The 22,859-nt window shown below is 62.5% G+C and carries 19 protein-coding genes and 2 tRNA genes; 15 read left to right on the top strand and 6 right to left on the bottom strand.

What is annotated here, in order from left to right:
* Window position 1 precedes the first annotated feature (1 nt).
* The 3 genes from EN949_RS07600 to EN949_RS07590 all read left to right on the top strand — a co-directional run bounded on the left by EN949_RS07600 (window position 2) and on the right by EN949_RS07590 (window position 1,357).
* Entirely contained in the window at window positions 2–490 is a 489-nt protein-coding gene (locus tag EN949_RS07600) for an Hsp20 family protein (protein WP_013531273.1), read from the top strand.
* A gap of 62 nt (window positions 491–552) precedes the next feature.
* Window positions 553–1,014 (top strand): hypothetical protein, encoded by a 462-nt coding sequence (locus EN949_RS07595; protein ID WP_245441289.1) that lies wholly within the window; start codon window positions 553–555, stop codon window positions 1,012–1,014.
* 43 nt (window positions 1,015–1,057) lie between these two features.
* Entirely contained in the window at window positions 1,058–1,357 is a 300-nt protein-coding gene (locus EN949_RS07590; protein ID WP_127367195.1) for a DUF982 domain-containing protein, read from the top strand.
* Between the two features lie 503 nt (window positions 1,358–1,860).
* Here the strand turns inward: EN949_RS07590 and EN949_RS07585 are convergent.
* Window positions 1,861–2,109, bottom strand: coding sequence for a hypothetical protein (locus EN949_RS07585; protein WP_127367194.1), 249 nt, complete (start codon window positions 2,107–2,109; stop codon window positions 1,861–1,863).
* A 416-nt stretch (window positions 2,110–2,525) separates the two neighbouring features.
* A tRNA-Asn gene (locus tag EN949_RS07580) sits at window positions 2,526–2,600 on the bottom strand.
* A gap of 224 nt (window positions 2,601–2,824) precedes the next feature.
* Here EN949_RS07580 and EN949_RS07575 point away from each other — a divergent pair.
* The 9 genes from EN949_RS07575 to EN949_RS07535 all read left to right on the top strand — a co-directional run bounded on the left by EN949_RS07575 (window position 2,825) and on the right by EN949_RS07535 (window position 14,248).
* Window positions 2,825–3,082: a hypothetical protein gene (locus EN949_RS07575; RefSeq protein WP_024503836.1), complete on the top strand. Its 258-nt coding sequence runs from the start codon at window positions 2,825–2,827 to the stop codon at window positions 3,080–3,082.
* A gap of 288 nt (window positions 3,083–3,370) precedes the next feature.
* Window positions 3,371–3,444, top strand: a tRNA-Cys gene (locus tag EN949_RS07570).
* 90 nt (window positions 3,445–3,534) lie between these two features.
* Window positions 3,535–4,203 carry a protein-L-isoaspartate O-methyltransferase gene (locus EN949_RS07565; RefSeq protein WP_024503837.1) on the top strand — a complete coding sequence of 223 codons (669 nt, stop codon included), beginning with the start codon at window positions 3,535–3,537 and terminating at the stop codon, window positions 4,201–4,203.
* A gap of 181 nt (window positions 4,204–4,384) precedes the next feature.
* Window positions 4,385–5,776 carry a TolC family outer membrane protein gene (locus tag EN949_RS07560; RefSeq protein WP_063168121.1) on the top strand — a complete coding sequence of 464 codons (1,392 nt, stop codon included), beginning with the start codon at window positions 4,385–4,387 and terminating at the stop codon, window positions 5,774–5,776.
* 215 nt (window positions 5,777–5,991) lie between these two features.
* The gene (locus tag EN949_RS07555; protein WP_013531280.1) at window positions 5,992–6,810 is read left to right on the top strand and encodes a PopZ family protein; all 819 of its coding nucleotides are present in this window, start codon (window positions 5,992–5,994) and stop codon (window positions 6,808–6,810) included.
* A 218-nt stretch (window positions 6,811–7,028) separates the two neighbouring features.
* A complete protein-coding gene (locus EN949_RS07550) occupies window positions 7,029–9,812 on the top strand; it encodes a valine--tRNA ligase (RefSeq protein WP_013531281.1) in 2,784 nt (927 codons plus the stop codon).
* Window positions 9,813–10,170: 358 nt separating this feature from the next.
* Window positions 10,171–11,391: an OmpP1/FadL family transporter gene (locus EN949_RS07545; RefSeq protein WP_013531282.1), complete on the top strand. Its 1,221-nt coding sequence runs from the start codon at window positions 10,171–10,173 to the stop codon at window positions 11,389–11,391.
* A 306-nt stretch (window positions 11,392–11,697) separates the two neighbouring features.
* Window positions 11,698–13,422, top strand: a complete 1,725-nt coding sequence (ilvD, locus tag EN949_RS07540) for a dihydroxy-acid dehydratase (RefSeq protein ID WP_024503842.1) — start codon at window positions 11,698–11,700, stop codon at window positions 13,420–13,422.
* Window positions 13,409–14,248, top strand: coding sequence for a tetratricopeptide repeat protein (locus tag EN949_RS07535; protein ID WP_013531284.1), 840 nt, complete (start codon window positions 13,409–13,411; stop codon window positions 14,246–14,248). Before ilvD ends, EN949_RS07535 begins: the two co-directional genes overlap by 14 nt.
* 50 nt (window positions 14,249–14,298) lie before the next feature.
* Here EN949_RS07535 and EN949_RS07530 read toward each other — a convergent pair whose 3' ends face one another.
* The 4 genes from EN949_RS07530 to erpA form a co-directional block, all read right to left on the bottom strand.
* On the bottom strand, window positions 14,299–14,553 hold the full coding sequence (locus tag EN949_RS07530; RefSeq protein WP_244506831.1) for a hypothetical protein: 255 nt from the start codon (window positions 14,551–14,553) through the stop codon (window positions 14,299–14,301).
* Window positions 14,554–14,688: 135 nt separating this feature from the next.
* Entirely contained in the window at window positions 14,689–15,483 is a 795-nt protein-coding gene (gene xth / locus EN949_RS07525; protein ID WP_013531286.1) for an exodeoxyribonuclease III, read from the bottom strand.
* Window positions 15,484–15,499: 16 nt separating this feature from the next.
* Window positions 15,500–15,895: a VOC family protein gene (locus EN949_RS07520; RefSeq protein WP_013531287.1), complete on the bottom strand. Its 396-nt coding sequence runs from the start codon at window positions 15,893–15,895 to the stop codon at window positions 15,500–15,502.
* A gap of 1 nt (window position 15,896) precedes the next feature.
* Window positions 15,897–16,244: an iron-sulfur cluster insertion protein ErpA gene (erpA, locus tag EN949_RS07515; protein WP_013531288.1), complete on the bottom strand. Its 348-nt coding sequence runs from the start codon at window positions 16,242–16,244 to the stop codon at window positions 15,897–15,899.
* Between the two features lie 90 nt (window positions 16,245–16,334).
* On the opposite strand from erpA, the gene EN949_RS07510 reads away from it, so the two are divergent.
* From EN949_RS07510 to EN949_RS07500, 3 genes are all read left to right on the top strand, one after another.
* The gene (locus EN949_RS07510) at window positions 16,335–17,549 is read left to right on the top strand and encodes a deoxyguanosinetriphosphate triphosphohydrolase (RefSeq protein WP_127371664.1); all 1,215 of its coding nucleotides are present in this window, start codon (window positions 16,335–16,337) and stop codon (window positions 17,547–17,549) included.
* 75 nt (window positions 17,550–17,624) lie between these two features.
* On the top strand, window positions 17,625–19,382 hold the full coding sequence (argS, locus tag EN949_RS07505) for an arginine--tRNA ligase (protein ID WP_064993663.1): 1,758 nt from the start codon (window positions 17,625–17,627) through the stop codon (window positions 19,380–19,382).
* A 103-nt stretch (window positions 19,383–19,485) separates the two neighbouring features.
* Window positions 19,486–22,833, top strand: coding sequence for an SPOR domain-containing protein (locus EN949_RS07500; RefSeq protein ID WP_127366069.1), 3,348 nt, complete (start codon window positions 19,486–19,488; stop codon window positions 22,831–22,833).
* Window positions 22,834–22,859: the final 26 nt, after the last annotated feature.

The following is a 22,859-nucleotide window of genomic DNA, read 5'->3' as shown; positions in this document are numbered from 1 at the left end:
TATGAGAAGCTCTGATTATACCCCTCTTTACCGCACAACGGTCGGCTTCGACCGTCTCTTCGATATGCTCGAAAAAAGCGTACGCTCCGACTGGCCTCCCTACAATATCGAGAAGACCGGCGAGAACGACTATCGCATTACGATGGCTATCGCCGGCTTCGCTCTCGATGAGGTCGAACTCATGCAGAACGGCCCCGAATTGTCTGTCGTCGGCCAAAGGAAACCCGACCAGGAAAATCGGGAGGTCCTTCATCGCGGCTTGGCGACGGGCAACTTCAAGCAGGTGTTCAAACTTGCCGACCACGTAAAGGTCAAGGCGGCCAACCTCGAGAATGGCTTGCTGTCAGTGGACCTGGTCCGCGAAGTGCCCGAGGAACTCAAGCCTCGGCGCATTGAGATAGGGTCCGAAGCCAAAGCGGTTTCGCTCGAGCAACCCGGCAAGAAGCAGTTGATCGACTCGGATGCGGAGCCTCAACGCGAGGTCGCCTGATTCCCTGGACCTAAATCTACGGTCCGCCTCCCGGTTCGGCCGGGAGGCACAGATCGCGGAGAATGGAGATGAGAACCGGAACTTACAGTTTTCACCAACCTGAACCGAAAAATCTTGCCGCGGAATCCGCCGGATTGCGGACGCCAGATGATGTGCTGAACGAGGAGACGATGACGATCGGTGCAAAGCGGGCTTTGCTCGCTTTCTGGGCTTCCGACGTTCATGCGGTTCCTGACAATCCCGCGTTGCGGCAATTGGACAACGGCGCCATCGTGGAAGTCAGCGACATACTTCGCGCACTCCGCCTTCTGGACGAAACCGGGCGGGAACCGCGTGTTTCAAAGGAGTCGGGAACCGTCAGCCTGTCTTTCGACCGGCGCCGCAAGAAGAGCCGGCTCGGTTGGATGCGGCGCCCCTGGCGAGATGACGATGATGATCCGCCGCCAATCCCGGCCTTTGCGACGGTACCGCCCGGGCGTGGAGGCGGCGGCATGTTGGCCGAGCCGGAGCATGCAATCGCATGATGACCCGAACCAACAACAACCCAGGTGCGGAATGGAGGATTACATGAGTGACAGGACGTTCGACCGACCGGTTCTTGTCAAGAATGGCGAGTTCATTCAAGAAATAGGGTGCCTCGACGATGCGTTCGACTTCTTTGACGAGTGGCCAAGGGAGCGGCGGGGTCCGATTTTCGAAACGGCCTTTCGAGCTTGCCAGCGTGCTCACGACGGCCAGGTTCCGCTGACAGTGGCGCGCGATGCCGTCGCCGGCTTCGCAAGATCCGTCAAAATCTTGCAGGACCCGCTTGCCCAATTCCCTTGGATGGACGGCACAAGGTCAGGTCGTGGTGGGGTAACCGCTTAGCCTTGATAAGGGGCGGCGCCATCAGGATGGTTCGGCTGCATGGTCGTCGTTTCCGCATCGCTACAAAGTGAGCTGCCCTGCCAGCTCACCTTTGGCGGGCGGTTGTTGTTCGAGCCGTTAGTACGGTTTTTTGGCGGGCGCGTCCGCGTCGCCATCAGCGGCATGCGACACTATCGCAGATTATGCCACGGCCCTCAGCGGAGGCTCCGCCATTGTCCCCAGGCCGTCGCATTCCGTGCAGGCCCCCGTCTTTCCGGGGCAGCCACCCCGATGGGTTCCCTGCGGGCAGCAGTGCCCGTTTGACGCATACCATTTGGAGCAGTCGAAAACCCTGCCGCTGCCATGACAGCGCGGGCATTCCATATTCGATGAAATCATACCAATTCTTGCCCAACCCAAACGCACTCGCCCCATGCCGCAAGTAACAGGAATCATTGCGCTTTCAAGCACATTGCCCTGACTTAAATTGGGGGGATCGACGGATGGCCGGCATCGATGGCGAACTATCGTTGCGCCGTAATTACGTTGCTCGTGAAAACCTTGCTGGTCACAAGCCGGGTTGGGCATTGGTCGGCACCAGCAGGCTGCGCCGCCTTGTCCGGTTCCTTGTCGGCAGTGACAGCGACTGCGTCGCCGGGCTGCGCGTTGGCGGCCTGTGTGGCCGTGGACGCGAAGAGGACCGTCTGAGTGATGAGAGCCGAAACCGCGGCAACCTGGACCAGCACGGCGGCAAGGGCGATCTTCTTGAGCATGCGAGAAAACGCTCTTTGGCGCTCCCGGTTCCCCCATTCAGGTTTTCGGCTTGCTGCGGGAACAAGGGACCGGCAGTGCGGTTAACTCGATTATGCCGAGCAAGATCAAAGAACCACCATCGAAGCCCGAACCGGAGAAGCTACCTGTCCGACGTCGGGACAAAGAAGCCCCGCCAGAGCTTGAACATGTCGACCCGCCACCACGAGATGTGCGAGAGGCACCGGCACCCAACCCGAACGGTGACAAGAGATGAAATCCTGATGAGATCGCCGTGAAGAGATCGCCGTGATCGAAGCGCGCTGCATAGCGGCGCCAGGTCAAGTTGAGGATCAACCTGCGGCTGCCTGCGGTTTTCCAGACATGCCATAGATCAGCCCCTATGGGCGACCTGACCGTCTCAACGCTTTGAAGAATTTGGCTCCCCGGGCCGGATTCGAACCAGCGACCAACCGGTTAACAGCCGGTTGCTCTACCACTGAGCTACCGGGGAACGGAGGCTCTTATGTGAGTGGCGCAGCCTATAGCTGCCCTTTTCGGCTTTGCAAAGAAGCTTTTCACATTTTTCCGAGGCTTTTTCGCATAGGCCTTTCTCGCAATCGTCGAAGGATGCCCTCATATTAGCCGTCTTGGCAGGGATATGGAACCGAAAGCGCGGCGGCGGCTTTGGTTTGAGCATGCTTGCGAACGATCGAAACGGGTCAATCTTTCGAGACGATGACAGCACAAGACAACCAGATGCCGGCGCGCAAAATCTCTGTTTTCGGGCGCGAGTTCAAAATGCCGCGCTCGCGCGGGCTCAGAATCACGATCGGCATCCTGCTGACCATCGGTGGCATCCTCGGTTTCCTGCCGATCCTCGGCTTCTGGATGGTTCCGCTCGGATTGCTGGTGCTGTCCTATGAATTCGCCATGGTCCGCCGTCACCGGCGTCGCTTTGTCGTCTGGTGGGAACGGCGTCGCCGGCCCGATTGACCGCCGATAGCGCAAGGTGGTGTTTCAGTGGGCGGCCTGCTCTTCCAGTGCCTCACGGATCTGCTTGAGAACAGCCGCGGCCGAGGCAAGCCTTGCCCTGTCATGCGGCGACAGGATGCGTTTCTTCTCCCATCAGGCTATGCTTAACTGTCCGCTAATAAAGCGGTCCGATGATTTGCCGGACGCCGTCCGGACTGACGCGAGGAAACCGTTCGGAATGCAAGGTGGCCGCTTGACGGCATTTTCGCCGCAACCTATTGGAACCGGGTGGAACGCCGGGAGCAATGAGGCCTCGTGGCGGAGTGGTTACGCAGAGGACTGCAAATCCTTGCACCCCGGTTCGATTCCGGGCGAGGCCTCCAATGCCCGGGCCCCCGCGCGGCAGCGCAGGGGCCTGAAGTTCCTGACACAATGGACCGCGGTTCTGGCGCGGCAAGCGGACTGGTTGGGACATGAGCGCTGATTTCTCCGAACTACGCGTCAAGATGGTCGACGGCCAGGTCCGCACCACAGATGTGACCAGCGCGCCGCTACTCGATGCAATGCTTGTCGTCCCAAGAGAGATGTTTGTCGGCGCCGCCCAGCGCGATCTCGCCTATATCGACGAGGACATCCGCATTGCAGCCGGCGCGGACGGTTCGCGCTACCTGATGGAAGCGTCGCCGTTGGCCAAGCTTATCCAGCTGGCCGAGATCAACCCGACCGATTCGGTGCTCGATGTCGGTTGCGGAACGGGCTACGCCTCGGCCATCCTGTCGCGGCTGGCCGGGTCCGTAGTGGCGCTCGAAAACGATTCGGCGCTGGCGGAAACCGCCAGATCGACGCTTTCGTCGCTTGGCTGCGGCAATGTGACCGTCGTCCAGGGCGCGTTGCCGCAGGGGCATGCCGCCAAGGCGCCTTATGATGTTATCTTTATCGGTGGCAGTGTCGCGGAAGTGCCGGCCCCGTTGCTCGACCAGCTTGCCGAAGGCGGCCGACTCGTCGCCGTCGAAGGGCAGGGCAATTCCGGCGTGGCCCGTCTCTTTTTCAAGGCCGGGGGGGTTGTAACCGGAAGACGTGCATTTAATGCGGCAATTAAGCCACTACCGGGGTTTGAACGCATTCGTGCTTTCGAATTCTGAATGATTTGGCCTTGCAGCAGAGGCTTTGTCATGGTCGCTTGCATTTGAACGATCGCTGCTGATGCCAAACTGGGGGCACTTTGGGGGTGAGCAGCAGGGAACACGAACACGCGGCGCCGGCTGATCTATGAGAGAAGCAGGCGCGGCGCGGTTCCCATGGAAAACGAATGAGGGTTTAACCGTGCCGTCTTTACGCAAGTCACTTTTCACCGCCGTCCTCGTTTCGGCGACCATGCTGTCCCCACTGGCCGCTTCAGCCGAAACCATCTCCGGCGCGCTTGCAAAGGCCTACCAGTACAATTCTTCACTGAATTCGGCCCGTGCCGGCGTTCGCGTCACCGACGAGGGTGTCGCCATCGCCAAGTCGGGCTACCGCCCGGTTGTCACCGGCTCGGCGGATATCGATTATTCGAGCAGCCATCTCAACGGCACCAATTCAAGCGTGCGGCTGACCACCGGCAATTTTGGCGTTCAGATCAACCAGACGCTGTTCGACGGCTTTCAGACCAGGAACAATGTCGCTGCCGCCGAAGCGCAGGTCCGGGCCTCGGTCGAAAGCCTGCGCAACACTGAAGAGGGCATCCTGTTCAGCGCGGCGCAAGCGTATATGAACGTGATTCGCGACCGGCAGGTCGCCGTGCTGACCGAGCAGAACCTGCAGTTCCTGACCGAAACGGCGCGCGCGGCGCGTTCGCGCTTCGAAGTTGGCGAAGGCACGCGCACCGATGTCGCCCAGGCCGACGCTTCGCGCGCCGCCGCGGTGGCGTCGCTGAGTGCTGCCCGGGCGCAGGCGCTGGCAAGTGCGGCGCTCTATCGCCAGATCGTTGGCGACGAGCCGGGCAAACTCAAGGGCGCTTCGCCGGTGGCAAAGCTGTTGCCGTCGAGCCTCGCCGCCGCCGTCGGGGTGGCCTCGAACGAGCATCCGGCCATCCTTGCCACGCAGCATCTGGTCGATGCCGCGGCGTTTTCGGTGAAGTCGGCCGAAGGTGCGCTGTTGCCGCAGCTGTCGGCTTCCGCCGGCGTTTCGAGCGCCTATCGCAATACCTCGCCTTTGCCGGGTGTCGGTTCGCAGGATGGCACGACCAATTCGGCCAGTGTCGGGGCAACGCTGACCATCCCGATCTATTCGGGTGGCCGCACCTCGGCGATCGTGCGCCAGGACAAGGAATCGCTCAGCCAGGCCCGCATCCAGGTCGATGTCAGCCGCGACCAGGTGCGCCAGGCCGTCACCGCCGCCTGGACCGAGTACACCGCCGCGCAGCAGCAGCTGACGGCCAACAGGCAAGTGATCGAAGCCGCGAAGCTGGCACTGAACGGTGTCATCGAAGAGCGCAATGTCGGCCAGCGCACCACGCTCGACGTCCTCAATGCGCAGGCGACGGTCATCACCGCCCAGATCAACCAGGCCGGTTACGAACACGATGTGGTGGTGGCGAGCTACGCCATCCTGCAGGCGACCGGCCGTCTGTCCGTCGACCGCCTTGGCTTGCAGGTAGCGAAATACAAGCCTGAAGAGCACTACAACGCGGTCAAGGACAAGTGGTACGGACTGCGCACGCCGGACGGCCGCTGAGGCGTTCGGCCTGAACTGGCCGTGTTCCCTGCTTGAGCAGGATCTTTCGCGCTGCGGCTCTCGGGTTCAGATGGCGCTAATCTGTTGAAATCCCACAAGTCCCCAGATTGGGGATTCTCGTGCGGCGATCCGTCGGTTACGCTGTGGCCATGATTCGATCCGGCTCTGCCGGAGCGGAAAACCCAACAGGGGTCACAAGGGCGGCGGATGTGACGATGGCAACGGCAAGCAGCGCACAGCGCGAACCTTCCATGGAAGAGATACTGGCTTCCATCAGGCGGATCATCGAGGACAGCGACGGCGGCCGCAAGCAGCCGGGCGACGCCGATGAGCTGAGCCAGGATCTGGAGCGCGCGTCGAGCGCCTATGCAGCCCCCGACGTGGAAGCTTTTCGTGCCGACCTGCATGCCGCCCCCGAGGGCAGGAAGCCTGTCACGCTGGCGGAAGTCCAGTCACAGCTGCCGCCGGCCGAGCCGGTGGTGGCGCGCATGGAAACGCCGGTGCGCCCCGATCCCAGCCCGGCAAGGCCATCGATGACACTCGCCGAGGTCAGCGCCCGCGTTGCAGCGGAGCCAATCACGGCTGAAGCGCCAATATCGCGTCCTGTCGCCGACGCTTCCATCGCCGATTGGCGTCGCGAGATCGCCGCGGTTGGCGAGCAGGCCAGGGCGGTGTCGGACCGGAGCGAGGCACGCAAGACGGCTGCCCAGCCGTCCGTGGAGGCTCCAGGGGATGAACCGGCCGCGAAACCGGCTACCGAGCCGTCTCGTCCGGATGCAAGCGTGGTGCGGCCGGTGGCGGCCAGCGACGCGCCGCGTCCGGCGATCGTTTCCGAGCACACCGGCCGTCAGGTCGCGGCTGCCTTTGGCGAGCTTTCCGACGCGTTTGCCAGCCGCAGCAAGAAGACATTCGACGAGATGGCCGAAGAGATGCTGCGGCCGATGCTGCAGGATTGGCTCGACAACAATCTGCCGACACTGGTCGAAAGGCTGGTGCGCGAGGAGATCGAGCGCGTGGCGCGCGGGGCGCAGTAGTTCCCCATGCCGATTGCCCAGAGGAAACGGCGCCTTCGTGGCGCCGTTTCTTTTGGTGAAGTCGTTGTCGGCAGGACGACGGATCGCGTTCCGTTGAAATGACTGAGGCCGCGCCTATCTGGTTGTGAGGGTCCGAGACAGCCCTTGCGGTTGACTTGGCCAAAACCTTCCGATTTACACCGGACCAGCAAACTCCCGACAGCGCGGACCATTTTCCCATGCTTGAAAAGACCTACGACGCCAAAACCGTCGAGCCGAAGATCGCCAAAGTCTGGGAAGAGGCCGACGCGTTTCGCGCCGGTGCCGGGGCCGAGGAGGGGGCGGAGGCCTTCACCATCGTCATCCCGCCGCCGAACGTCACCGGCTCGCTGCATATGGGACACGCGCTCAACAACACGCTGCAGGATATATTGGTGCGCTTCGAGCGCATGCGCGGCAAGAACGTCCTGTGGCAGCCGGGCATGGACCATGCCGGCATTGCCACGCAGATGGTGGTCGAGCGGCAGCTGATGGAAAAGCAGATCCATCGCCGCGACCTGACCCGCGAACAGTTCATCGAGAAAGTGTGGGAGTGGAAGGCCGAATCCGGCGGTGCCATCTTCAACCAGCTGAAGCGGCTCGGCGCCTCGGCCGACTGGTCACGCGAACGCTTCACCATGGACGAAGGCCTGTCCAAGGCGGTGCTCGAAGTGTTCGTCACGCTCTACAAGGAAGGGCTGATCTACAAGGACAAGCGTCTTGTGAACTGGGACCCCAAGCTGCTCACCGCGATCTCCGATCTCGAGGTCGAGCAGCAGGAGGTCAATGGCAATCTCTGGCACTTCCGCTACCCCGTCGAAGGCAAGGTCTTCGACCCGGAAAACCCGAAAACCTTCATCACCGTGGCGACGACGCGCCCGGAGACGATGCTGGGCGATACGGCCGTCGCGGTGCATCCCGACGACGAGCGCTTCCGGCATCTGGTCGGCAAGAACATCGTCCTGCCGATCGTCGGCCGCAGGATTCCCGTGGTGGCGGATGAGTATTCCGATCCGGAAAAAGGTTCGGGCGCGGTCAAGATCACGCCGGCGCACGACTTCAACGATTTCGAGGTCGGCAAGCGCCACAAGCTGCCGGCGATCAATATCCTGACCACGGAGGCGGCGGTAAGTCTCAGGGACAATGAGGATTTCCTTGCCGGCCTCGAGGTGACGCCGGAGCGCCAGGCGGTCTGGGACGAACTCGACGGCCTCGATCGCTTCGTCGCGCGTAAGAAGATCGTCGAGCTGATGGAAGAGGGCGGCTTCCTCGAAAAGGTCGAGCCGCATCGCCATGCGGTGCCGCATGGCGATCGCGGAGGCGTGCCGATCGAGCCGTTCCTGACCGAGCAATGGTATGCCAATGCGGCGGAGCTGGCCAAACCGGCAATCGCTTCAGTGCGCGAAGGTCGCACGAACTTCGTGCCGAAGAACTGGGAAAAGACCTATTTCGACTGGATGGAGAACATCCAGCCCTGGTGCATCTCGCGCCAGCTCTGGTGGGGCCACCAGATTCCGGCCTGGTACGGGCCGGATGGGCGCGTCTTCGTCGAGAAGACCGAGGAAGAGGCGCTGAGCGCCGCGATCGAATTCTATCTGGCGCTGGAAGGACCGTGGAAGGCCTGGGTCGAGGACAAGCTGGAGAACTTCAAGCCGGGCGAGATCCTGACCCGCGACGAGGACGTGCTGGACACCTGGTTCTCGTCGGCGCTGTGGCCGTTCTCGACGCTGGGTTGGCCTGATGAGACTCCCGAGCTGAAGACCTACTACCAGACCGACGTGCTGGTGACAGGCTTCGATATCATCTTCTTCTGGGTCGCCCGCATGATGATGATGGGCCTGCACTTCATGGACGAGGAGCCGTTCCACACCGTCTATGTCCATGCGCTGGTGCGCGACAAGAACGGCGCCAAGATGTCGAAGTCGAAAGGCAACGTCATCGATCCGCTCGACCTGATCGACGAATACGGCGCCGATGCGCTGCGCTTCACCCTGACGGTGATGGCGGCACAAGGCCGCGACGTGAAGCTCGATCCGGCGCGCATCGCCGGCTATCGCAATTTCGGCACCAAGCTGTGGAACGCGACGCGTTTTGCCGAGATGAACGAGGTCGCGCGCAATGACGATTTCTGGCTGAACGACGCCAAGCTGGCGGTCAACCGCTGGATCCTCACCGAGCTGACGCGGGCGGCGCGCGAGATCACCGACGGCATCACCTCATACCGCTTCAACGAGGCGGCGGGCGCCGCCTACCGCTTCGTCTGGAACCTGTTCTGCGACTGGTACCTGGAACTGCTGAAGCCGGTGTTCATGGGAACCGACGAGGCGGCCAAAGCCGAAAGCCGAGCCTGCGTCGCCTTCGTGCTCGACGAGATCTACAAGCTGCTGCATCCGATGATGCCGTTCATGACCGAGGAACTGTGGGCGCAGACCGCTGGCGAAGGCAAGCAACGCCCCTCGCTGCTGTGCCATGCCACGTGGCCGTCACCGGACTTCGAAGACGCCGAGGCTGCAGCCGACATCAATTGGCTGGTCGACCTCGTCTCCGGCATCCGCTCCGTGCGTTCGGAGATGAACGTGCCGCCGGCAGCCATCGCACCGCTCGTCGTGGTCGGCGCCAACGATGTGACACGCGAGCGCCTCGTTCGCGAGGAGTCGGCGATCAAGCGGCTGGCGCGGGTCGGCGACATCTCGCTTGCCGATATCGCGCCCAAGGGTTCGGCGCAGATCGTGCTCAACGAGGCGACGATCTGCCTGCCGCTTGGCAGCCTGATCGACCTCGCCGCCGAGGCTGCACGGTTGCAGAAGGAACTGGCCAAGGTGACCGAGGAGATCGCGCGCCTGCACAAGAAACTGTCGAACGAGAGGTTCGTGGCCAGCGCGCCGGCCGAGATCGTCGATGCCGAGCGTGAAAAGCTCGCCGAATACCGCGATGCACAGGACAAGCTGTCGATCGCGCTGGCCAGGGTTCGCGACGCCGGCTGAGGGTAGATTCGCGAGACTTTAGACCCCTCTAAAATGCTGGTTTTCCGCCTGGAAAATCAGCATTCCGTTGCGTTAATATTGACGTAAACGGAAGTTTTAGCCCCATTGTTGCCATAATGTAACAATGGGGCTCCTGGAGCCCAAAAAAGGCCTGTTTTCGAGCCTTTTTGGATGGTTCTCCCTGTTTTTTGAGAGCCGCTCAGCCTTCACAGACCATTTTTCGGCCTTGCCGCACCCGGTTGCATTTCCTCGAAAATGCGGCTGGCCAGTGTGTACATGTACGCCCGCGAATTCGTTGTTGCACCGTTAACCTGAATTGGTTCTAGCTTGGTGCACTCGAATTCGGGGAGGACATTTCATGACTATTCTGCGACTGAAGGCGCTGCTGGGGGCGGGCTGCTTTTCGCTGGCTTTGATCGGGACGGCGATGAATCCGGCACATGCCGGCGGCCTGGAGCGTGGCGGCTACGATATCGATCTGCTGTTCGATCCGGCTCCGTTCGCGACCGAAGCGGAAGCGACCTATGTGATGCCGGACCGCAAGTACGAGAATGCGCGCGGTCCAGGCGGAGCCGATCTCGGCTTGGGCACCTCGGCCGACGGAGCCGAGGGCTATTGGGTTCCGCGCGTGGGAATGAAGGTCCAGGTCGTGCAAGGCGTGGATTGTATGGTCGATTATTCGCAGCCCTGGGGCGCGCATACCGCACCTGGCATGTGGAATGGTGCGCTTTCCAATACGGAAACCGATATCAAGAGCAACAACTACGCTGGTACATGCTCTTATAAATTTGATGCGGGCAAGGGCCAACTTCGTTTTATCGGCGGGCTGTTTTACCAAGACATCTCGGGATTCAAAGAAAGCTTGGTAAACGTACTCCCAGCATTGACAGGCCGTGTCGATCTCGAGGCCAGTGGCTGGGGTTGGCGCGCAGGCGTCGCTTATGAAATCCCCGACATCGCGTTGCGCGCGAGCCTTGTCTACAATTCGAAAGTCAAGCTCGACAATATCTCGGGTGCGCTCGACCTCACCAGTATTGGCAGAGGCGTTACCGATATTTACGGATCAACACAGTACATGCCTGATTCCGTGGAGCTGAAGTTGCAGTCGGGTATCGCTCCCGGCTGGCTTGCCTTCGGTTCGATCAAGTGGGTGAACTGGAGTTTGCTGCAGAGCGTTCCTATCTGCCCGGTGGGGGCTCCGTCCTCACTTTGCTTCACCAACGGCCCGGCAGAGGCAACCTCCCTTGACCTGATGTATCGTGATGGCTGGACCGTATCAGGTGGTATCGGCCACAAGTTCAACGATCAGTGGAGTGGAGCCGGTCAGTTGACTTGGGATCGCGGCACCTCGCATGGCTTCGGCGCGCAGACCGACACCTGGACGCTGGGTGGCGGCGTCGCTTATACGCCGAAGCCCAACATTGAGGTTCGCCTGGCCGGTGCAGTCGGTGTGCTCACCAGTGGTCATTCCGGCATAGTGATTGGCGAGAACGGAAAAATTATTGGTGACGACGCCACCTACGATTTTGGCAACGATCTGGTCACGGCATTTTCCGGCGGTATCAAGATCAAGTTCTAACCTGTTGAGAATTTTACAAAAAGGCCGGGCAATACCCGGCCTTTTTCATTTGGGCGGCTCTTGCCCGTGCGCCATTCATATAGGCCGCGTGCACATAAGCCGCGCTGTTGTCGCCCTCCTGCTATTGTGACGTTTTGGCAACACTTTCTGAACAACCCCTGCGGTAGAGGTCAGGCTGAGGAAATTGCCCATTTCCCGCCATAAACCCGGCGCACCTCGATCTTGTCTCGGGACACGCGCCAAAAGGCTCGGCGAGGGGGCAGGCCGCTCCGCCCCATTTGCAGGGAAGATGGGGCAAGGAAGAGTATGGACGCCAAAGTCATCTCCAAGGCTAAGCTCCCTAGCCGCTATGTGACCGTCGGTCCGGCGCGTGCGCCGCATCGTTCCTATCTCTATGCCATGGGTTTGTCGGCGGCCGAGATTGCGCAGCCGCTGGTCGGGGTCGCCTCCTGCTGGAACGAGGCGGCGCCCTGCAACATTTCGCTGATGCGCCAGGCGCAGGTGGTCAAGAAGGGCGTCGCGGCCGCCAGCGGCACGCCGCGCGAATTCTGCACCATCACCGTCACCGATGGCATCGCCATGGGTCACCAGGGCATGAAGTCGTCCCTGGTGTCGCGCGAGGTCATCGCCGATTCGGTCGAGCTCACCATGCGCGGCCATTGCTACGACGCGCTGGTTGGGCTCGCCGGCTGCGACAAGTCGCTGCCCGGCATGATGATGGCCATGGTGCGGCTCAATGTGCCGTCGATCTTCATCTATGGCGGTTCGATCCTGCCCGGCAGCTATCGCGGCCGCCAGATCACCGTGCAGGATGTTTTCGAGGCGGTCGGCCAGCACTCGGTCGGCACGATCAGCGATGACGAACTGCTTGAGATCGAACAGGTCGCGTGTCCCTCGGCCGGTTCCTGCGGCGCCCAGTTCACCGCCAACACCATGGCGACCGTCGCCGAGGCGATCGGCCTGGCGCTGCCCTATTCCTGCGGCGCGCCGGCACCCTATGAAATGCGCGACCGGTTCAATTTCGCCTCGGGCGAAAAGATCATGGAGCTGATCGCCAGAAATATCCGGCCGCGCGACATCGTCACGCTGAAGGCGCTGGAGAATGCGGCGACCGTGGTCTCGGCTACCGGCGGTTCGACCAACGCGGCACTGCATCTGCCGGCGATCGCGCACGAGGCCGGCATCAAGTTCGACCTGTTCGACGTGGCCAAGATCTTCGAGAAGACGCCTTACATCGCCGACCTCAAGCCGGGCGGCAAATATGTCGCCAAGGACATGTTCGAGGCCGGCGGCATTCCGCTGCTGATGAAGACCCTGCTCGACCACGGCTATCTGCATGGCGACTGCATGACGGTGACTGGCCGCACTTTGGCCGAAAACATGCAGCACGTTGTCTGGAATGAGCATCAGGATGTGGTCCGCCCGGCCAACAGACCCATTACCCAAACCGGCGGTGTCGTGGGCTTGAAGGGAAACCTGGCCCCCGAAGGCGCGATCGTGAAGGTCGCGGGCATGGCGGAGTTGAAATTCTCCGGGCCGGCACGCTGCTTCGATTCAGAAGAGGAATGTTTCGAGGCGGTGACGCATCGCAACTACAGGGAAGGCGAGGTTCTCGTCATTCGCTACGAAGGACCGCGCGGCGGCCCCGGCATGCGCGAGATGCTGTCGACGACGGCAGCACTCTACGGCCAGGGCATGGGCGGCAAGGTGGCTCTGATCACCGACGGGCGCTTCTCGGGCGCGACGCGCGGTTTCTGCATCGGCCATGTCGGCCCCGAAGCAGCCGTGGGTGGCCCGATCGGACTGCTCAGGGATGGTGACGTGATCTCGATCGACGCGGTGAACGGCACGATCGACGTGGCGTTGTCCGATAGCGAACTGGCGGCGAGGGCAAAGACATGGAAGGCGCGCGCGACCGATTATCAGTCGGGCGCGATATGGAAATATGCACAGACGGTGGGGCCAGCGCGCGATGGCGCGGTGACCCATCCGGGCGGTGCGAAAGAAACACACTGTTATGCGGACATCTGAGTTGTTGAGGTCATCTGTCTTTTCGGCACTGGTCGTGGCCGCCACGTTTGGCGCGACCTTTGGCGCCGTCGGCCAGGCCATGGCCTTCGACGACAAGGTGTTCGACGACAAGACCGGGGTGAAGCCGCAATCGAGCCCCTGGGCGGTCTTCCAGTTCGGCTTCTCCGCCTACAAGAACGGCCACAAGGAGCAGGCTGCCGAGGCCTACAAATACGCCGCCGAAAACGGCCAGATCGGCGCCACCTGGAAGCTTGCCCGCATGTATGCCGAGGGCGACGGCGTGGCGCGCGACGACTATGAGGCGTTCAAGTTCTTCTCCGAGATCGTCGACCAGGATGTCGAGCCCGGCTCGCCCGAGGAAAGCTATGTCTCCGATGCGCTGGTGGCGCTTGGCGACTATTTGCGCACGGGCATTCCCGGCAGCCCGGTCACCGAGAACGAGGTGGCGGCCCAGGAATACTACATGCGCGCGGCTGCCAACTACCGCAACCCGAACGCACAGTTCGAGATGGGGCAGATGTTCCTGAAGGGCGAGGGCGGGGTGAAGGCCAGCGTCAAGCAGGCCGGGCGCTGGTTCCAACTCGCCGCCGAGAAAGGCCATGCCGGCGCCCAGGCGACGCTGGGCCATCTGTTGTTCCAGAGCGGCAAGATCGTTCGCGGCCTGGCGATGATGACGGCAGCGCTCGAACGCGCTTCGCCCGCTGACCAGCCCTGGATCCGCGGCATGCAGGAAGAGGCATTTGCCACCGCCGGCGAGGCCGACCGCCGCACCGCGATCTCGCTGGCCGATGATATCCTCACCAAGGGCAACAACGCGGACCAGTAGTTTTGCTGGCGGCTGAACTGCCGATCTCCCCCACGAAGCGGGAGATTGGCTCAGTTCGCGATCGGCTCCGTCGGCACCATGCTGGGCGCCGGCGTCGAGATCGGCGTGACATGGGGGTGTGGCGCCAGCGTGTTTTCCGGGCAGCTATCCCCGATCTTCGTCCACGAGGTGTTGTTGAGCACCATATCGCAGCGGGCCAGATGGCTCTGCTCGGCCACCGTCAGGCAGGCGACCTGACCGATCTGGTAGGATTTTCCATTGGCCAGGCATTCCTGGTCGGCAAATGCCGTACCAGGAACGGCCATGGCAAATGCCAGGCCAATGGGACAAAGATGAAATCGTGCGCTCATGGAACCCCAGCCGCCATGCTGGTCTGCAATGAACGGCGCGAAATGTGGCGATATGAGGGTTCAGCGCAGACGGGCCCGGCGAGGGTTCTCTCAAGCCGGCTGAAGCGCGAGATCGATCGCCACCGGGACATGGTCGGATGGTTTTTCCCAAGCGCGCACATGCTTTTCGATAGAGGCCGATGAGAATCGGTTGGCGGCTTCCGGCGACAAAAGCAGGTGGTCGATACGGATGCCGTTGTTCTTCTGCCAGGCGCCGGCCTGATAGTCCCAGAACGTATAGGTGTCGCGCGCGTCGGTGACCGCGCGCACCGCCTCGGTGAAACCAAGATTGAGCAGCCGACGGAAGGCCTGTCGCGTCTGCGGCTGGAACAGGGCGTCGCCCAGCCAATTCTCCGGAAACCGCGCGTCGATCGGCTCGGGAATGACGTTGTAGTCGCCGGCGAGCACCAGAGCCTCCTCAAGTCTCAGCCGTTCTTCGGCCCAGCGCTCAAGCCGCGCCATCCAGGACAGCTTGTAAGGAAACTTCTTCTCGTCATCGATCGGATTGCCGTTCGGCAGATAGAGCGAGGCGACACGCAAGGCGCCCTTGTCGGTTGAGAAAACGCCTTCGATGAAACGCGCCTGTTCATCGGCATCGTCGCCGGGCAGGCCCCTGATCACCTCGTCGAAGCGCAGCTTCGACAACAGCGCGACGCCGTTGAAACCCTTTTGGCCATGGGTTTCGACATTGTAGCCAAGCGCCTCGATCTCGGCGCGCGGGAACTGCTCGTCGACCGTCTTGATCTCCTGCAGGCAGACGATGTCGGGTGCGCTCTCGGTCAGCCAATGGGTGAGGTTGCCGATGCGGGCGCGGACACCGTTGATGTTCCAGGTGACGATTTTCATGGCGGTCTCGTGCTGTTCAGTTGGGCTCTTGCGGCGGATGGCGTTCGACGAGGCCGATCGTATTGCCAGCCGGGTCCTTTAGGAAGGCCATCCATTCGCTTTCCCCCGCTGGACCGAACTGGCCGTCCGTGTCGCGATGGACAAGCGTTGGCGGCGCGGTGAAAGGCACGCCGGCGGCAGCAGCCGAGGCATGGAACTGATCAAGGCCCGATATGTCGAGATAGACGGTTCCGGCCGGTACGCCGTCGGTGAACAGCAGCCTGATTTCTCCGGCCATGATGAAGGCGATGCCCGGCGGATCGAAGCGTGCATGGACAGCCATGCCCAGCACGTCGCGCCAGAAAGCCAGCGTCACGTCGAGGTCACGGCCAGCCGACAGCGCGATCTGACGGACCGCACCGATGGCAGGCATTCTATATGGAGAAACTCGTGCCGCAGCCGCAGGAGGCGACGGCGTTCGGATTGCGGATCTGGAACGACTGGCCCATCAGATCGTCGACGAAATCGATCACAGATCCGCCCATATAGACCAGCGACAAATCGTCGATCAGCACCGTGGCTCCGTCCTTCTCGATGGCTACGTCGTCGTCGTTGCGCGTATCGACCAGATCGAACTTGTAGGAAAAGCCCGAGCAGCCGCCGCCTTCGACCGAAACGCGCAGCGCCGTCTTGCCGGCTTCGTTCGAGACAATCCTGGCGATCCGCTTGGCGGCGGCCTCGGTCATATCGACTTTCATGGCAGTCTTGGCATCAGCGCCCATGGGCGTCACCTTGCTTTCGGTTTCACATGATAGGTATGAAGCGCGAGGGGCCAAGTCAACCTGGCTAAGTCAAACGCGGCAGCATCAGCCATGACCAGTGAGTTGGGCGACATCGGATTCGGCTATCGGCCACGCGCCGCCTATGCCTGCGATCCGGCAAACTCGCGCGGGCGGCTGTTCGACGAGGTGGAGAGCCCGACCCGCACGCCATTCCAGCGGGACCGTGACCGCATCATCCATTCGACGGCCTTCCGGCGGCTGAAGCACAAGACGCAGGTCTTCATCGCCCATGAAGGCGACCACTATCGCACCCGGCTGACCCATTCGATCGAAGTGGCGCAGATAGCGCGCGCCCTGGCACGGGCGCTGCGCGGCGACGAGGATCTGGCCGAGGCGGTGGCGCTGGTGCATGATTTCGGCCACACGCCCTTCGGCCACACCGGCGAGGACGCGCTCAACGAGAAGATGGCCGCCTGGGGCGGCTTCGACCACAACGCCCAATCGCTGCGCATCGTGACAAGGCTGGAGGCGCGCTACGCCGAATTCGACGGGCTCAACCTGACCTGGGAAACGCTGGAAGGCCTGGTCAAGCACAATGGGCCGCTGACGGATGCCAACGGCAAGGGTCTGAAAGGGCCGGTGCCACAGGCGATCCGTGATTATTCGCAACTGCACGATCTCGAACTCGACCGGTTCGCCGGCATCGAGGCGCAATGCGCGGCGATCGCCGACGATATCGCCTACAACACGCATGACATCGACGACGGGTTGAGGGCAGGACTCTTGACGCTGGACATGCTGGAGACGGTTTCGCTGCCGGGAACGATCCTGAAAGGCGTGCGCGAACGCTATCCCTCCCTCGATGCCGTGCGCACCGGCCACGAACTGATGCGGCGGCAGATAACGGCCATGGTCGAGGACGTGATCAGGTCGACGACCGCCAATCTCGATCGCATCAGGCCGCGGAGCGCCGATGCAGTGAGGGCAGCTGGCGAGACGATGGTGGTTTTCTCGGCCGAAATGGCTGCCCTGGAGAAGGAACTGAAGGCCTTTCTGTACAAGCACCTCTACCGGCACGCGGAGGTTATGAGGGTGCGCGCGGATGCCGAGCAGATCGTCAAGGATCTGTTCGACGCCTATTTCGCCGATCCGCGCGCCATGCCGGATGGCTGGCGCGAGGGGCTGGATCGGGCCGATGATCGCATCAAGGCGCGCAGCGTCGCCGACTTCCTGGCGGGTATGACCGACACCTACGCGCTCAAGGAACACCGGCGTTTGTTTGACCATACGCCTGAATTGGGCTAGGGCGGGCTCGATTTTGCCGGCCAACGAGCCGGATTCGCTGCAAAGCCGCCAGAGCCAGACCCCAGAGTCACACAAATGAACATCTTCGCCGATTTCACCGCGCGAATCATAAAAGCCGTCGAAGCGCTTGATCTGAAAGACAAAGACGGCATTTCGCCTGACCTGTCGCGCATTGCCGTTGAGCCGCCGCGCGACGCCAGCCATGGCGACCTGGCGACCAATGCGGCAATGGTGCTGGCCAAGCCGACCGGCCAGAACCCGCGCGCGCTGGCCGAAAGACTGGCGCAGGCGCTGCGCGACGACAAGGATGTCGCGGCAACAGAGGTGGCCGGCCCCGGTTTCGTCAATCTCAGGCTGAAGGACGGCTTCTGGCAGACACATCTGACCGCACTGCTCGGCGAGGGCCGCAACTATGGCCGCTCGATGGTTGGCGGCGGCAGGAAGACCAATGTCGAATATGTCTCGGCCAATCCGACCGGACCGATGCATGTCGGCCATTGCCGGGGTGCTGTCGTCGGCGATGCACTTGCCAATCTGATGGCCTTCGCCGGTTACGACGTGACCAAGGAATACGTCATCAACGACGCCGGCTCGCAGATCGACGTGCTCGGCCGTTCCGCATTCCTGCGTTACCGCGAAGCGCTGGGTGACGACATCGGCGAGATTCCGGCCGGGCTTTATCCGGGCGATTACCTGGTGCCAGTTGGTCAGGCGCTGGTCGCGGAATTCGGCCGCTCGCTGCTGCAGATGCCCGATGACGAGGCGCTCGCCATCGTCAAGGATCGCACCATCGATGCGATGATGGCGATGATCCGCGAGGACCTGGCGATGCTCAACGTGCATCACGACGTGTTCTTCTCCGAGCGCACGCTGCACGCCGACAATGCCAGGAAGATCCGCTCCGCGATCAACGATCTGACGCTGAAGGGCCATATCTACAAGGGCAAGCTGCCGCCGCCCAAGGGCGAGAAACCCGACGATTGGGAGGACCGCGAGCAGACGCTGTTCCGCTCGACCGCGGTCGGCGACGACATGGACCGGGCGCTGGTCAAGTCGGACGGCTCATTCACCTATTTCGCCGCCGACGTTGCCTATCTCAAGGACAAGGTCGATCGCGGCTTCGTCGACCTGATCTATGTGCTCGGCGCCGACCATGGCGGCTACGTCAAGCGGCTGGAGGCTCTGGCGCGGGCGATTGCCGGCGAAGAGGTCAAGCTCACCGTGCTGCTGTGCAATCTGGTCAAGCTGTTTCGCGAGGGCGAACCGGTGCGCATGTCGAAGCGGTCTGGCGATTTCGTGACGCTGCGCGAAGTGGTGGAGGAGGTGGGCCGCGACGCGATCCGCTTCATGATGCTCTATCGCAAGAACGATGCGCCGCTGGATTTCGATTTCGCCAAGGTGACCGAGCAGTCCAAGGACAATCCGGTGTTCTATGTCCAGTACGCCTCGGCGCGCTGTCATTCGGTGTTCCGGCAGGCGAGCGAGCAACTGGGCGAAGCCAATTTCGACCGCAACAGCCTGGCGTCGGCCGCGGCATTGCTGACCGACGAGGGCGAGATCGGCCTGATCCGCAAGCTTGCCGAATACCCGCGGCTGATCGAGTCCGCCGCCCTTGCGCTCGAGCCGCATCGGCTGGCATTTTACCTCTATGATCTGGCTTCCAGCTTCCACGGGCACTGGAACCGTGGCACGGATAATCCGGACTTACGTTTTGTTAAGGTTAACGACCGACAATTGACGCATGCCAGACTAGGGCTGGTGCAGGCTGTTTCGGACGTTTTGACGTCCGGCCTGACGTTGATCGGGGCCGCCGCGCCCACTGAAATGCGTTAGGTTTGACTAAATAACCTGTCACCTTTTGCCCACATTGCGCTGGTAAGGGCCAACCCTACGCGACGTCCATGGCGTCCGAATGAGTGCGAGTTCGGGAACAATAATGGCAGACAGAACCCAGCTGAGAGTAGCCGACAACAACGACATCGCTGAGGATGATCCGTTCGCGGAACTGACCAGGATCATGGGATTCGACCCGCGCCAGCCGGTCAGGCCGCAATCGCCCGCCCAGCCGCAGGCCCCAGCCGCCGATCGCGGGCTCGAAGAGGGCGATTTCGATATCGATCTCGAGAAAGAAATGATGGGCGAGTTCGGCGCTGACGACAGCGACGCCGCTCCGGTTGTCCAGGCTTATGAGCCGACTTTCGTGCATGAGCCGGCATTCGAAGCGGCTGACGCCAGCGCGATGGACGACGAGCTTTCGGTGTCGCTCGACGACGATTTCGAACTGGACATGGCTGAGATCGACGACCACGTCGCCGGCGCCAGCCATGCGGTCGCCGCTGAAGCCGTGCCGTCCGTCGAGCCCGCTTTCGCGTCCGACATTGGCGATGCCGTCGCCGGTTCGCTCGAGGACGTGTCCCCCTTCGAGGACGATCAGTCGATGGCGGACGAGCTTGCCGCCTCGCTCGACCAGGACCTTCGGATCGATGAGGAAGCCGAAGAGGCCCTGTACAGCGTTGCCGATACGCCCGCTTCTGTCGAGCCGGTTGCCTCCGATGACGAGTTCGACGATGCGGTGGCAATGTCGCTTGAAGACGAGCTGATGCTCGACGACCATTCGGCGGCGGAACAGTCATTCATGGCCGCCGATCCCGTCGAGCATGCCATGCCGGAGCAGGCGGCGGCGCTTGACGGCCAGGCAATCTCCGACGAGAGCTTTGCTGGCCTCGACGATGCCATGGCCGATGTCGACATGGATTTCGACGTTCGCGCGGATGAGCCGATCGCCTTCGACGAGCCGGAAGCGCATGAAGTGCTTGCCGATGCTGCGGACTCAACAAGCGAGATTTCCAGCCCTGAAGGCCTGTCGGACGATGCCTTCGACCTGAACTTTGAAGATTCGTTCGCCGAAACGGTCGAAGAGCCGGTCGCCGAAGTTGCTGCCGCTATGGTCCAGCCGGCGGCGCCAGAAGCCAATGTCGCGCCGGCGGTGCACGCCCCGATTGCGGACGAACGGAGCCTGGAAGACGAGTTGAATGCGCTGCTGGGCGCCATGACTTCCCGCACGGCGCCGGCGGCCAGCGAGCCTGTCACGGCTCAGCCGGCTGTCGCTGCCCCGCCGCCTGTTGCCCAGCCTGCCGAGGAACCGGCCGACCTTGTCGGCGACCTCGACTGGGATCTTGACGAAACCACGCCTGAGCAGAATCGACATGTTGGCACGGCCCAAGCGGCCGACGCGGATATTGACGATCTTATGCTTGATGAACTCCAGGATCCGAACTCGGACACCATTGGCGATGTCGATTTCGACGATGATGCGTTGGACGCGGCTTTGGCCCAGGGCCTTGATCCGCGTGACGAAGCCGCTCCCCGGGACAATTCGGCGGATTCTTTCGATTGGCTTGCGGAGCGTTCCCAACCGACAGAGCCGACGCGTTCGTGGAGCCGCGTGACGCCGGTTCCGCAGCAGCCGTCATTCAGCACGCAGCCTACGTTTAGCGCTCAGCCGGCCGCTTCGGTGGCATCATCCATGGCCGCAGCGCCGGCAGTCGCCGCCACGACGTCCTATGGTTCGTCCGAGCCGGTCGAAACCTTGGCTCCCGCTGCACCAGTATCGGCGCCGCAATCGCGCCAGCCGGCGCGTTACGAAGACATGCCCGATGTCGAGACGGTCGATGTGCCCGAGCGTGTCGTGGCGCTGGCGGACGATCTCGATATCCCCGAACTGCACTTCGAGGAAGACCAGCCGGCGTCGCCTGGCTATGACGATCTCGATGCCGAGTTCTCCAGCCTTCTCTCCGAGATGAACGCGGTGGAGGTCGCTGCCGCTCCCACAGGCAACGCGGCCGGCGCATCTTACGATGATGGCTCCTATGCCGCGGGCTTCAAGCCGGGCTATGACAGCCTCAAGCCGGGCTATGACGGGGTCAAGCCGGGCTATGAGGGGATCAAGTCGGGCTATGAGCCGGAAGCGCGAACCTATGCGGCGCGGCCGATGGAAATGTCTGCCCGCGCGGCGCCGCCTACGGGTTATGCCGACGCCTCGGGCTACGACCTCGACAACCTGCCGGGGAGCCAGCCGGCTTCCCAAGCCGATGATTTCACCGTCGATGAACTCGACTACGATCCCGAACTCGACGAGGAGATGGCTGTTCCGGGTCTCGGCGAGCGTGAGGCCGCAAGGCCGTCGCGCGGACGCGGCCTGTTCATCGCCGCGATTGTCGGCGCGGTCGCGGTCGCGGGCGGTCTCGGTGCCTTTGCGCTGTCCTTTGGCGGCAAGGGCGGCAGCGAAGCGCCCGTCATCGTCAAGGCCGACAACGCGCCGATCAAGGTCAAGCCGGAGAATCCGGGCGGCGCCGTGGTGCCCAACCAGGACAACAAGGTCTACGACGCGGTCAGGGGCGCCAAGCCCGCCGAGCCGGTCCAGGAAAAGCTGGTCACCAACACCGAAGAGCCGGTGGACGTGCAGGCGAAGGACCCGGCCCGCGCCATCGATCTTTCGCCGGACCAGAATGCAGCCGGCGCTGGAACCGATGTCGGCAACGCCGCGCCGATGGCCGGCGCCGCTTTGGCCGACAATACGGCGCCAACTCCCAAGTCCGAGGACCGCATCGCGCAGGTGCTGCAGGATGCAGACAAGGGCACAAATGCCGATGTCGTCGCCATTGCACCGCGCAAGGTGAGGACCATGGTGGTCAAGTCGGACGGTTCGCTGGTGCCGCGTGAAGATCCGGCGGCGCCCGCCGCTCCGCAAGTGGCCGCTACCGAGCCGGTCGATCCGGCGCCGCAGCATGTCGCCCCGGCGGCGCAAGCCGATGCCGACCAGACCGGTACCGTGGCGCCTGCCGCCGCCCAGGCGGACGACGAGCCGGCCCTCAAGCCGGTGGCCAAGCCGAAGGCCGAGGCCAAGGCCCAATCGGCCAACACGCCGGCAAAGGTTCCGCTCGCGCCGCAGCGTCCGTCCGACCAGCCGGTCGATGTCGTCGGCGAGGTCAAGCCCGATCAGGTTGCGTCCATCGATCCGGCATCGACCGCGGCCGGCGGTGGCTCGTGGTCGATGCAGATCGCCTCGCAGCCGACCGTCGAAAGCGCCCAGTCCAGCTATCAGGATCTGCAGCGCCGCTATGGCAGCGTGCTTGCCGGGCGTACCGCCAACATCGTCAAGGCCGAGATCGCCGGCAAAGGCACGTTCTACCGCGTGCGCGTTCCGGCCCAGTCACGCAATGACGCGATCAATTTGTGCACCAGCTACAAGGCCGCCGGCGGCAACTGCTTCGTCTCGCGCTAAAGCCGGAGCCAACCGATTGAAAGCCG

This window comes from Mesorhizobium sp. M7A.F.Ca.US.007.01.2.1 (genome assembly GCF_003998165.1).
GTDB classification, from domain to species: Bacteria; Pseudomonadota; Alphaproteobacteria; order Rhizobiales; family Rhizobiaceae; genus Mesorhizobium; species Mesorhizobium ciceri.
This window is presented reverse-complemented; position numbering and strand designations above follow the sequence as displayed.

What these genes read in the sequence shown, in the direction of transcription:
- EN949_RS07600 (WP_013531273.1), top strand. Translation starts at nt 2, where the DNA reads ATGAGAAGCTCTGATTATACCCCTCTTTACCGCACAACGGTCGGCTTC.
- EN949_RS07595 (WP_245441289.1), top strand. Translation starts at nt 553, where the DNA reads ATGGAGATGAGAACCGGAACTTACAGTTTTCACCAACCTGAACCGAAA.
- EN949_RS07590 (WP_127367195.1), top strand. Translation starts at nt 1,058, where the DNA reads ATGAGTGACAGGACGTTCGACCGACCGGTTCTTGTCAAGAATGGCGAG.
- EN949_RS07585 (WP_127367194.1), bottom strand. Translation starts at nt 2,109, where the DNA reads ATGCTCAAGAAGATCGCCCTTGCCGCCGTGCTGGTCCAGGTTGCCGCG.
- EN949_RS07575 (WP_024503836.1), top strand. Translation starts at nt 2,825, where the DNA reads ATGACAGCACAAGACAACCAGATGCCGGCGCGCAAAATCTCTGTTTTC.
- EN949_RS07565 (WP_024503837.1), top strand. Translation starts at nt 3,535, where the DNA reads ATGAGCGCTGATTTCTCCGAACTACGCGTCAAGATGGTCGACGGCCAG.
- EN949_RS07555 (WP_013531280.1), top strand. Translation starts at nt 5,992, where the DNA reads ATGGCAACGGCAAGCAGCGCACAGCGCGAACCTTCCATGGAAGAGATA.
- EN949_RS07550 (WP_013531281.1), top strand. Translation starts at nt 7,029, where the DNA reads ATGCTTGAAAAGACCTACGACGCCAAAACCGTCGAGCCGAAGATCGCC.
- EN949_RS07545 (WP_013531282.1), top strand. Translation starts at nt 10,171, where the DNA reads ATGACTATTCTGCGACTGAAGGCGCTGCTGGGGGCGGGCTGCTTTTCG.
- ilvD (WP_024503842.1), top strand. Translation starts at nt 11,698, where the DNA reads ATGGACGCCAAAGTCATCTCCAAGGCTAAGCTCCCTAGCCGCTATGTG.
- EN949_RS07535 (WP_013531284.1), top strand. Translation starts at nt 13,409, where the DNA reads ATGCGGACATCTGAGTTGTTGAGGTCATCTGTCTTTTCGGCACTGGTC.
- EN949_RS07530 (WP_244506831.1), bottom strand. Translation starts at nt 14,553, where the DNA reads ATGGCCGTTCCTGGTACGGCATTTGCCGACCAGGAATGCCTGGCCAAT.
- xth (WP_013531286.1), bottom strand. Translation starts at nt 15,483, where the DNA reads ATGAAAATCGTCACCTGGAACATCAACGGTGTCCGCGCCCGCATCGGC.
- EN949_RS07520 (WP_013531287.1), bottom strand. Translation starts at nt 15,895, where the DNA reads ATGCCTGCCATCGGTGCGGTCCGTCAGATCGCGCTGTCGGCTGGCCGT.
- erpA (WP_013531288.1), bottom strand. Translation starts at nt 16,244, where the DNA reads ATGGGCGCTGATGCCAAGACTGCCATGAAAGTCGATATGACCGAGGCC.
- EN949_RS07510 (WP_127371664.1), top strand. Translation starts at nt 16,335, where the DNA reads ATGACCAGTGAGTTGGGCGACATCGGATTCGGCTATCGGCCACGCGCC.
- argS (WP_064993663.1), top strand. Translation starts at nt 17,625, where the DNA reads ATGAACATCTTCGCCGATTTCACCGCGCGAATCATAAAAGCCGTCGAA.
- EN949_RS07500 (WP_127366069.1), top strand. Translation starts at nt 19,486, where the DNA reads ATGGCAGACAGAACCCAGCTGAGAGTAGCCGACAACAACGACATCGCT.